Raw genomic sequence first — 9,878 nt, forward strand, 5'->3', positions numbered from 1 at the left:
GAAACGCAGCCGCGCCAGTTCCTCCACGCCGGGCACAGCGATGCCGCTGAGCGCCCAGGCCGGGCCCAGCCAGGCCTGCAGCAAGGTGTGCACGGCGGCGGGCGAGAGGAAGGTGCTGTCCCAGCCGGCGCGGAACTCCAGCGCCAGCCCGCGCAGGTACATCGAGGCCAGCACGCCCGCCACCAGCGCGGCGGCAGCCGCATGCAGCCAGGCCGCGGCGCGGGCCGACCACAGCGGCGCGGCCAGTGCGGCCCAGCGTTGGGTGAAGCGGGCGAGGGCGGCGCGGGTGGCGGCCTGGCGGCCGGCGCTGTCGGCGGTGGCGGCAGTGGGGGCCGGGGCCGGCGAGCCAGAGGCAGCCGCGTCACCGGCTTGCGCCGCGCCAGGGTACCCGCCCAGCGGATGAGCCATCGTTTCGCCACCGCCCAGGTGCCTCAGCCCCAAGGCCGCGCCAGCCCGGGCCCAGCCGGGCACCACCAGCCAGCCGCGCAGCGCAGCCCAGCCACCGCCGCCGCCTGTTCTCCCTGCATCCCGTGATGCCGCTTTGCCCGGCCCGGCCCAGCGCGCCAGCGCCATCCCCACCAGCACCAAGTACACCAGCAGGTTCCAGCCGATCAGCCCCAGCAGCGGCGGGGCCAGCAAATTCAATCGTTGGGATTCACCCGGCGCGGGCGTGGCCAGGCCCAGCACTGCAGCGGCTGCGACCAGCAGCAGCCCCGGCCAGCGCCTGGTGCCCGCAGCGCGCAGCAGCCGCGCTGCGGCCGGCTCGCGCGGCAGCAGCAGGGCCAGCGCCGTGTCGGCGCGGGTGCTCAGGTAGCGTTCAGGCGCGGCGGCTTCGCCCACCTCACGCGCCGCTTCCGCACTGGCCGCGGCGGCGTCGGCCTCGGTCCAGGGCGGGGTGAGCGGCGCCTCGAAGGCGCGCAGCAGCGTGATGCGGCGCGCTTCGTCTTCGGTCACGGTGCGGCCGGCGGCCTTACATGCCGGCGTAGTTCGGGCCGCCGCCGCCTTCCGGCGTCACCCACACGATGTTCTGCGTGGGGTCCTTGATGTCGCAGGTCTTGCAGTGCACGCAGTTCTGCGCATTGATCTGCAGGCGGTCGCTGTTGTCGGCGTTCTTCACGAACTCGTACACGCCGGCCGGGCAGTAGCGGCTTTCGGGGCCGGCGTACTTCGCCAGGTTGATGGCCACCGGCACGCTGGCGTCCTTGAGCGTCAGGTGCGCCGGCTGGTTCTCTTCGTGGTTGGTGTTGCTGATGAACACCGACGACAGGCGGTCGAAGGTCAGCTTGCCATCGGGCTTGGGATAGGCGATGGGCTGGCACTGGGCCGCAGGCAGCAGCCGGGTGTGGTCGGCCTCGGTGCGGTGGATGGTCCAGGGCGGGCTTTGCATGCCCAGCTTGGGCAGCAGCCACTGCTCGATGCCGGTCATGATCGAGCCGACGTAGACGCCCTTCTTGAACCACTGCTTGAAGTTGCGCGACTTCTCCAGTTCCTTCTTCAGCCAGCTCTGCTCGAAGGCGGCGGGGTAGCTGGCCAGTTCGTCGTGCTGGCGGCCGGCGGTGACGGCCTCGAAGGCGGCTTCGGCGCACAGCATGCCGGTCTTGATGGCCGCATGGCTGCCCTTGATGCGCGCGGCATTGAGGTAACCCGCGTCGCAGCCCACCAGCGCGCCGCCCGGGAACACGGTCTTGGGCAGGCTCAGCAGGCCGCCGGCCGTGATGGCGCGGGCGCCGTAGCCGATGCGCTTGCCGCCTTCGATGTGCGCGCGGATGCTGGGGTGCGTCTTCCAGCGCTGCATCTCTTCAAAGGGGCTGAGGTACGGGTTCTTGTAGTCCAGCCCGGTGACGAAGCCCAGCGTGACCTTGTTGCCTTCCAGGTGGTAGAGGAAGCCGCCGCCATAGGTGTCGGGCTCCATCGGCCAGCCGGCGGTGTGCACCACCAGGCCGGGCTTGGCCTTGTCGGCCGGAATTTCCCAAAGCTCCTTGACGCCCAGCGCGTAGCTTTGCGGGTCCTTGCCTTCGTCCAGCTTGAAGCGGGCGATCAGCTGCTTGCCCAGGTGGCCTCGCGAGCCTTCGGCGAACACGGTGTACTTGCCGTGCAGTTCCATGCCCAGCTGGAAGGCTTCGGTCGGCTGGCCGTCCTTGCCGATGCCCTGGTTGCCGGTGGCCACGCCCTTGACCGAGCCGTCGTCGTTGTAGAGCACTTCGGCGGCGGTGAAGCCGGGGAAGATTTCCACGCCCAGACCTTCGGCCTGTTCGGCCAGCCACTTGGTGACGGCGCCCAGGCTGATGACGTAGTTGCCTTCATTGTGGAAGCAGTCGGGCACCAGCCAGCCGGGTGTGCGGGTGGCGCCGGTCTCGTTCATGAACAGCACTTCGTCGCCGGTGACGGGCTGGTTCAGCGGCGCGCCGAGCTCCTTCCAGTTGGGCAGCAGCTCGTTCAGCGCGATCGGGTCCATCACCGCGCCCGACAGGATGTGCGCGCCGGGCTCGCTGCCCTTTTCGAGCACCACCACCGAGACTTCCTGGCCCTTTTCGGCCGCCAGCTGCTTGAGCCGGATGGCCGTGGCCATGCCGGCCGGGCCGCCGCCCGCGATCACGACGTCGTACTCCATGGCCTCGCGGGGGCCGTATTGCTCAAGAATCTCCTGCGGGGTCATCCGACGTTCCTTGTCTCGGGGTTCGTGAATTCGGTGCAACTGGTCATTCTAAGTGGCTGCCCCCGCAGGGGCCGTCCGCCCCGCGACACCCCTGCGGAGCCCCTGGGCTGCGTGCTATCGTCATCCGATCCGAATGAAGAAGCCTGGCCCGAGGAGCCCTCCGTCATGAGCTACAAGATCGATCTGTCGGGCCGCGTTGCCCTGGTCACCGGCGCGTCCAGCGGCCTGGGCTGCCACTTCGCCAAGGTGCTGGCCGAAGCCGGCGCCGCGGTGGTGTTGAGCGCCCGCCGGGTGGACCGCCTGAAGACCCTGCGCGCCGAGATCGAAGGCGCCGGCGGCGACGCCCACGTGGTGGGCATGGACGTGACCGACCCCACCAGCATCCGCGCCGGCGTGGCACATGCCGAGACCGAGGTGGGCGCCATCGACATCCTGGTCAACAACTCCGGCGTCAGCACCACGCAGAAGCTGACAGACGTGACGCCGGAAGACTATGACTACGTGATGAACACCAACACGCGTGGCTCGTTCTTCGTGGCGCAAGAGGTGGCCAAGCGCATGATCGCCCGCGCCAGCGGCTCGGCCCCCGGCACTTACACCGGCGGTCGCATCGTCAACGTGGCCTCGATGGCCGGCTTGAAGGTGCTGGGCAAGATCGGCGTGTATGCGATGAGCAAGGCCGCCGTGGTGCACATGACCAAGGCGATGGCGCTGGAGTGGGGCCGCTACGGCATCAACGTGAATGCGCTGTGCCCGGGCTACATCGACACCGAGATCAACCACAAGCACTGGAGCAGCGAGTCGGGCCAGAAGCTCATCTCGATGCTGCCGCGCAAGCGCGTGGGCCAGCCGCAAGACCTGGACACCGCGCTGATGATGTTGTGCGCCAACGAAAGCCACTTCATCAATGGCGCGGTGATCGCGGCCGACGACGGCTTCGGGGTGTGACGCCGCGATGAGCCAACGCGACCTGACGCTGGCCGAAGCCCGGGTGCTGGCCGTGCTGGTGGAAAAGCAGGCCACCGTGCCCGACACCTACCCGATGTCGCTCAATGCGCTGGTGGCCGGCTGCAACCAGAAAACCGCCCGCGACCCGGTGATGAGCCTGACCGAGCCCGAGGTGTTGCAGGCACTCGAAGGCCTGCGCGAGCAGCACCTGGTCAACGAGGTGAGCGGCACCCGCGTCACCCGCTACGAGCACAACGCGCCGCGCGGCCTGGGCGTGCCCGGCGCCGCCGCCGCACTGCTGACGGTGCTGGCCCTGCGCGGCCCGCAGACTGCGGCCGAGCTGCGCGCCAACAGCGAGCGGCTGCACCGCTTTGCCGACACCTCGTCGGTGGAAGCCTTTCTCGACGAGCTGGCCGGCAAGACGCCGCCGCGCGTGATCAAGCTGCCGCGCGCCCCCGGAGGGCGCGAGCCGCGCTGGGCCCACCTGCTGTGCGGCGAGGCCAACGTGCCCGCGGTGGCCGTGGGCACCGGCCCCCTGCCACCATTGCCGGCGGCGGCCACGTCCGCGGTCAGCGCCGAAGACTTCGCGGCGCTGCAGGCCGAGGTGGCGGCGCTGCGCACGTTGGTGCAGCGCATGGCCGCCGAACTGGGCATCGACCCGTCATGAGGTTCGACCTGCCCGACGACAAGCGGTTGGTGCACACGCTGGTCATTCCGGTGCGCTGGGGCGACATGGACGCCGCCGGCCATGTGAACAACGCGATGTACTTCCGGTACTTCGAGACGGTGCGGCTGGACTGGCTGCAACAGGCCCGCGGCGGCGCCGAGCTGTATGCCGACGGCACCGGCCCGGTGCTGGTCAATGCCTTTTGCAACTTCCTGCGGCAGCTGCGCTTTCCGGCCGACGTGGTGGCCCGCCACTACGTGGGCCGCGCCGGGCGCAGCAGCATCGAAACCTTCTTGACGCTGGAGCGTACCGACGAGCCCGGCCAGCCCTACGCCACCGGCGGCGGCAAGCTGGTGTGGACCGACGTGAGCACCGAAAAGTCCATCCCGCTGCCCGACTGGCTGCGGGCGCTGGCGGTGGGCTGAAACGCCCACCGGTCCTTGTGGATCAGAACGAGTGGCGCACCCCGCTGGCCAGCAGCGTGGAGGTGCCGCCGCGGCTGGGCCGCAGGTCGACCGTGAACGAAGCCTGGCCCACGCCATCGTTGTTCAAGGTGCCGTAGGCCGCGAACAGCTGCGTGCGCTTGCTCAGCGCATAGGTGTAGGCCAGCGAGAAACCCGACACGTCGTCCAGCACGGTGGAGAACGGCGCCGTCACGTTGCCGGGGCGGCGGCCACGGTGCGCGTCGGCCACCTGGGTGTTGCCGTAGCTGGCGCCGATGGTGTGCACGCCGCTGGTGTAGGTGATACCCACCAGCGCCGTCTTGTCGGTGCCCTTGGAGTTGGCGATGGCGGTGGTGCCGCCCGGTGCCGCGACGGACATGCCTTCGTGCGAGAAGTACGAGGCCATCAGCTTGACGCCGCCGCCCAGCGCATACTGCGCGCCCAGCGCATAGTCGGTCTGCGGCAGCTGGTTGCCGGCCAGGGCGGGCACCCGGGCGTAGACGAAGTCGATGTCGAACCCGTTGCCCGAGTAGCCCGCGCCCACCTGCGTGAGCTTGGCCTGGCCGGTGGCAAACGGCCCACCTTCGCCGGCCGACTGCAGCAGCTGGAAGCTGAAGCCGTTCCAGCGCGGCGACGAGTACATCACCGCATTGCTCACCCGGCTGCCCACGCTGTCGCTGTTCATCAGCGGGCCGAACATGCTGCCCACCGACAACGCCATGTTGCCCAGCGGATCGACCGCCAGCCAGCCGGTGGCGCTGTACTTGATGGCGAAGGAACGGCCCGGCAGGTGGAGGCGCCCGACGGTCAGGCGGCCATAACCGGCGGCTTCCAGCCACAGGTTGGACTGGCGACCGAAGAACTTGCCGCCCTGGCCCATGGTGCCGGTGTCCAGCACCGGCTGGCCTTCCAGCGTGAAGCCGGCGGCCAGGCCGCCGCCCAGGTCTTCGCGGCCCATGAAACCCAGGTTGTTGGGGTTGAAGCCGCTGTTCAGGACATGGCGCGCTGAAGCGCCTGAACCATCCTGCCGCGCCACGTAGGCGTCCAAGGCGCCGTAGATGGTGACGTTGCTGCTTTGTGCAGCTGCCATCGGGCTGTGGGCGGCCAGCAGCGCAGCCAGGGCCAAAGACATCGCGGAAAGGGGTTGGATCAAGCGCGGCACGGTTGTCTCCTATGCAAACAGTTGCATTGGCTAATGGTTGGTGCGCTTAATCTAATTGGCGGGTGGGCCTTCTGACACTAGGTGTTAACGCTTTGTGTCCGCGGGCGTGTGCGAATGGCGTACGCGGTTCGCTTGACTGAGCCTGGGTAAGCGATAGCTATACTCATTTTCAGATGGCAAAAGATGGTCGCGTGCCCACGAAAAGCAAGAAGGTGCCTGCCGCGCAGGACGAAGACGGGCTGGCCCGGTTCGACCTGCAGACCGGGTCGCTGGGCTACACGCTGCGCCTGGCGCAGGTGCGCATGTACACGCTGTTCTTCGAGATGCTGGGCGACCTGGGCCTGACGCCTGCACGGGTCACGGCGCTGTCGCTGATCGCGTCGGATCCCGACATGAACCAGACCAAGCTGGCCCGCAGCCTGGACATCGCCGGGCCTAGCGCGCTGAAGATGGTGGACGCATTGGAAGCCGCCGGCCTGGTGTGCCGCCAAGCCGTGGCCGGCGACCGGCGCCGCTACCTGCTGGCCCTGACCGACACCGGCCGCAGCCAGATGGAAGCCCTGCGACTGCGCATGGCCGAGTACGAAGAACGCATCGCCGCCGACCTGTCAGCGGCCGAGCGCGAGCAGCTGGTGGGGCTGCTCAACCGCGTGGCGCAGCGGGGCTGATCGCCACCGCCACGCGCGGGCTCAACCAGGAATCTTGTACGGGCCGCCCTTGTCCAGCGCCCGCTTGTAGGCCGGCCGCGCATGCACGCGCGCCAGCCAGGTGGTGAGGTTGGGGTAGCGCGTGTCCAGCCCGCCGCGAGCGGCGGCGGCTTCCAGCGGGAAGCTCATCTGCACGTCGGCCGCGGTGAACTGCTCGCCCGCGAACCACGGGCGGCCGGCCAGCTCGTTGTCCATGAAGGCCAGCAGCCGCTGCAGGTTGGGGTCGACGAACGAGGCCGTCACCTTGTCGGCGATGCCGCGTGCGATCGGCTTGACGAAAAACGGCATCGGCGAGTTGCGCACCTTGTTGAAGATGAGCTTGAGCAGCAGCGGCGGCATCAGCGAGCCTTCCGCAAAGTGCAGCCAGTACACGTAGCGCCGCCACTCGGCACTGCCGCGTGCGGGCACCAGCGCAGCGCCTTGCTCATAGGCCTGGGTCAGGTACTCGATGATGGCGCCCGACTCGGCCATGGTGATCTCGCCATCGGTGATGACCGGCGACTTGCCCAGCGGATGCACCTGGCGCAGCTCGGGCGGCGCCAGCATGGTCTGCTTGTCGCGCTCGTAGCGGCGCAGCTCATAGGGCAGGGCCATTTCTTCGAGCAGCCACAGCACGCGCTGCGAACGGGAGTTTTCGAGGTGGTGGACGGTGATCATCGTGTGAAGGGTATTACGAGGGGCGCGAGCAAAGCGAGCTTGGGGGCCAACCTCAGTCCCGCCGGGCCGCCCCAAGGGACTGAGCGGCCCCCTTGGGGGGTAGCGAGCGCAGCGAGCTTGGGGGTGAACCTCAGTCCCGCCGGGCCGCCCCAAGGGACTGGCTCCCCCTCGGGGGGGCGCGAGCGCAGCGAGCTTGGGGGTCAACTCTAGGCGCGCAGCATTTTGTGCACGAGCTCGGGCGTAGTGGCGGCCGAGTACTTGCGCATCAGCCGCGCACGGTACACGTCCACCGTGCGCGGGCTGATGCCCAGCTTCTTGCCGATGAGCTTGCTGGTCAGGCCGTCGATCAGCAGCGCCGAGATTTCGCGTTCGCGCGCGGTGAGTTCGCAGCCCACCCGCCGCTGGGCCGACAAATCTTCGAACGACCAGATGCCCGCCGCATGCGGCCGGCTGGGGTCCAGCGCGCGGCCCGACACATGGCACCAGAACAGCTCGCCGGCCGCGCTGCCGCCCAGGCGCTTCATCACCCGCTCGTCGGCATAACGCCCACCCGGCCCCAGGCTGGCGATGATGCGGGCGCCGGTGCGCTCGAACTCGTCGTGCGTGGGGTAAAGCCGCTCGAAGGAATGGCCGACCAGGTCTTCTCGGGTGGCGCCGAAGATCTCGAGCACCTGGCGGTTGCAGTCCACGATGAGTCGGTGGCGCGACATCACCAGGCCCACCGGCGCCTGGTCGAACGCGGTGCGGTAGTCCAGCGGCAGTTCAGCGATCGCGCTCATGGCTTACAGCAGCGCGTAGGTGGTGGTGGCCTGCGCGGCCAGCTGGCCGTCGGGCGTGTGGATGTCGATGCTGCCGAACACCAAGCTGCGGCCCATCTTCAGCACCTGCGCCTGCACCACCGCATGGCCGGCATCGCCCGGCACCGCGCGAAGGAAGCTGGTCTGCAATTGCACCGTGGTCATCGGCTGGAAGCCGCCCAGCTTCGTCATCACCGCCAGCACCATCGCGGTGTCGGCGGCGGCCATCAGCGTCTGGCCGCACAGCACGCCGCCGCCATGCACGTGGTGGGGCGTGACGGGCAGCTGCAGCGTCACGCTGCCGGGCTCGCAGGCGGTGACCTGCAGCGCAAGCTCGCGCACCCACGGCGCAAACAGCTCGGCCAGTGCCGCCTGCAGGCCGCCGATGTCCATGGCCGTGACAGGCCCCGGCTTCTTGTCCATGCTCTCCTCCACGATCGCCCTTAGGCGATTCTGCGTATCTGTTACTTAATCCTATACGTAGTACGCTCGCCCGTCCCGTTCCAGGAGCTTGCAGATGAACAAGGTTTTCCCTAGTGCCGCAGCGGCACTTGATGGGGTGGTCAAGAGTGGCCAGTTGATGGCGGTCGGGGGCTTCGGCCTCTGCGGCATCCCCGAGGCGCTGATCGATGCGCTGCAGGCCAGCGGCGTGCAGGACCTGACCGTGATCTCCAACAACGCCGGGGTCGACGGCTTCGGTCTCGGCAAGCTGCTGGAGACGCGGCAGATCAAGAAGATGATCTCCAGCTACGTGGGCGAGAACAAGGAGTTCGAGCGCCAGTACCTGGCCGGCGAGCTGCAACTCGAATTCACGCCGCAGGGCACGCTGGCCGAGAAGCTGCGCGCCGGTGGCGCCGGCATCCCGGCCTTCTTCACGCGCACCGGCGTGGGCACCCTGGTGGCCGAAGGCAAGGAAACCCGCGAATTCGACGGCCATGTGTACGTGATGGAACGGGCGCTGAACCCCGACGTGGCGCTGGTCAAGGCCTACAAGGCCGACAAAAGCGGCAACCTGGTGTTCCGCCGCACCGCGCGCAACTTCAACCCGGCCTGCGCGATGGCCGGCAAGCTGACGGTGGTGGAGGTGGAGCACCTGGTGGAAACCGGCGACATCGACCCCGACGACATCCACCTGCCCGGCATCTACGTGCACCGCATCGTGGTCAATGCCACGCCGGAAAAGCGCATCGAGAAGCGCACCATCACTGAAAAATTCGCCGAGAAGAAGGGAGCCTGACCATGGCCTGGACGCATGACGAGATGGCCGCCAAGGCCGCGGCCGAACTGCAGGACGGCTTCTACGTGAACCTGGGCATCGGCCTGCCCACGCTGGTGGCCAACCACCAGCCGCCCGGCATCGAGGTGTGGCTGCAAAGCGAGAACGGCATGCTGGGCATCGGCCCGTTCCCGACCGAGGACGAGGTGGACGCCGACCTGATCAACGCCGGCAAGCAGACCGTGACCACCATCCCGGGCTCCAGCATCTTTGGCAGCCACGACAGCTTCGCGATGATCCGCGGCGGCAAGATCAACCTGTCGATCCTGGGCGCGATGCAGGTGAGCGAGAAGGGCGACCTGGCCAACTGGATGATCCCGGGCAAGATGGTCAAGGGCATGGGCGGCGCGATGGACCTGGTGGCCGGCGTGCCGCGCGTCATCGTGCTGATGGAGCATGTGGCGCGCAAGAAGGACGGCAGCACGGACCTCAAGATCCTGCCCCAGTGCACCCTGCCGCTGACCGGCGTGGGCGTGGTCAACCGCATCATCACCGACCTGGCCGTGATGGACGTGACCCCGCAAGGCCTGAAGGTCGTCGAGATCGCCCCGGGCGTGACGCGCGA

At 68.5% G+C, this 9,878-nt stretch carries 11 protein-coding genes and 1 pseudogene; 6 read left to right on the forward strand and 6 right to left on the reverse strand.

Annotated elements, in window-relative coordinates; all coding sequences use genetic code 11:
• Positions 1–954, reverse strand: a pseudogene (locus ABNT58_RS20415) (hypothetical protein); the annotation flags it as partial.
• Positions 955–970: 16 nt separating this feature from the next.
• Positions 971–2,656, reverse strand: coding sequence for an electron transfer flavoprotein-ubiquinone oxidoreductase (locus tag ABNT58_RS20420; RefSeq protein WP_348755253.1), 1,686 nt, complete (start codon positions 2,654–2,656; stop codon positions 971–973).
• A gap of 165 nt (positions 2,657–2,821) precedes the next feature.
• Between ABNT58_RS20420 and ABNT58_RS20425 the strand changes: the two genes are divergently transcribed.
• Genes ABNT58_RS20425 through ABNT58_RS20435 form a run of 3 tightly spaced genes read left to right on the forward strand, consistent with a single transcriptional unit; the run spans position 2,822 to position 4,696 of the window.
• Positions 2,822–3,604: an SDR family oxidoreductase gene (locus ABNT58_RS20425; protein WP_250195669.1), complete on the forward strand. Its 783-nt coding sequence runs from the start codon at positions 2,822–2,824 to the stop codon at positions 3,602–3,604.
• Positions 3,605–3,611: 7 nt separating this feature from the next.
• Complete coding sequence (locus tag ABNT58_RS20430) at positions 3,612–4,271, forward strand: YceH family protein (RefSeq protein WP_348755254.1); 660 nt, start codon at positions 3,612–3,614, stop codon at positions 4,269–4,271.
• Positions 4,268–4,696, forward strand: coding sequence for a thioesterase family protein (locus ABNT58_RS20435; protein ID WP_348755255.1), 429 nt, complete (start codon positions 4,268–4,270; stop codon positions 4,694–4,696). Before ABNT58_RS20430 ends, ABNT58_RS20435 begins: the two co-directional genes overlap by 4 nt.
• 22 nt (positions 4,697–4,718) lie before the next feature.
• On the opposite strand, the gene ABNT58_RS20440 is transcribed toward ABNT58_RS20435, so the two are convergent.
• The gene (locus ABNT58_RS20440; protein ID WP_348755256.1) at positions 4,719–5,846 is read right to left on the reverse strand and encodes a porin; all 1,128 of its coding nucleotides are present in this window, start codon (positions 5,844–5,846) and stop codon (positions 4,719–4,721) included.
• A gap of 221 nt (positions 5,847–6,067) precedes the next feature.
• On the opposite strand from ABNT58_RS20440, the gene ABNT58_RS20445 reads away from it, so the two are divergent.
• Positions 6,068–6,544, forward strand: coding sequence for a MarR family transcriptional regulator (locus tag ABNT58_RS20445; protein ID WP_348755257.1), 477 nt, complete (start codon positions 6,068–6,070; stop codon positions 6,542–6,544).
• Between the two features lie 21 nt (positions 6,545–6,565).
• Here the strand turns inward: ABNT58_RS20445 and ABNT58_RS20450 are convergent, their stop codons facing one another.
• The 3 genes from ABNT58_RS20450 to ABNT58_RS20460 all read right to left on the reverse strand — a co-directional run bounded on the left by ABNT58_RS20450 (position 6,566) and on the right by ABNT58_RS20460 (position 8,430).
• Positions 6,566–7,240 (reverse strand): glutathione S-transferase, encoded by a 675-nt coding sequence (locus ABNT58_RS20450; protein WP_348755258.1) that lies wholly within the window; start codon positions 7,238–7,240, stop codon positions 6,566–6,568.
• A 206-nt stretch (positions 7,241–7,446) separates the two neighbouring features.
• Positions 7,447–8,019, reverse strand: a complete 573-nt coding sequence (locus tag ABNT58_RS20455; RefSeq protein WP_348755259.1) for a LuxR C-terminal-related transcriptional regulator — start codon at positions 8,017–8,019, stop codon at positions 7,447–7,449.
• A gap of 3 nt (positions 8,020–8,022) precedes the next feature.
• Entirely contained in the window at positions 8,023–8,430 is a 408-nt protein-coding gene (locus tag ABNT58_RS20460; RefSeq protein WP_348755262.1) for a PaaI family thioesterase, read from the reverse strand.
• Between the two features lie 124 nt (positions 8,431–8,554).
• Here ABNT58_RS20460 and ABNT58_RS20465 point away from each other — a divergent pair, with 124 nt between their 5' ends.
• Together ABNT58_RS20465 and ABNT58_RS20470 are read left to right on the forward strand one after the other, a co-directional pair.
• A complete protein-coding gene (locus ABNT58_RS20465; protein ID WP_348755260.1) occupies positions 8,555–9,274 on the forward strand; it encodes a CoA transferase subunit A in 720 nt (239 codons plus the stop codon).
• Positions 9,275–9,276: 2 nt separating this feature from the next.
• Positions 9,277–9,878: 3-oxoacid CoA-transferase subunit B (locus tag ABNT58_RS20470; RefSeq protein ID WP_348755261.1), on the forward strand; the 602-nt coding region annotated here is incomplete at its 3' end.

Origin of the sequence: uncultured Aquincola sp., assembly GCF_964001545.1 — a bacterium.
In the GTDB taxonomy this organism is placed as follows: Bacteria; Pseudomonadota; Gammaproteobacteria; order Burkholderiales; family Burkholderiaceae_C; genus Aquincola.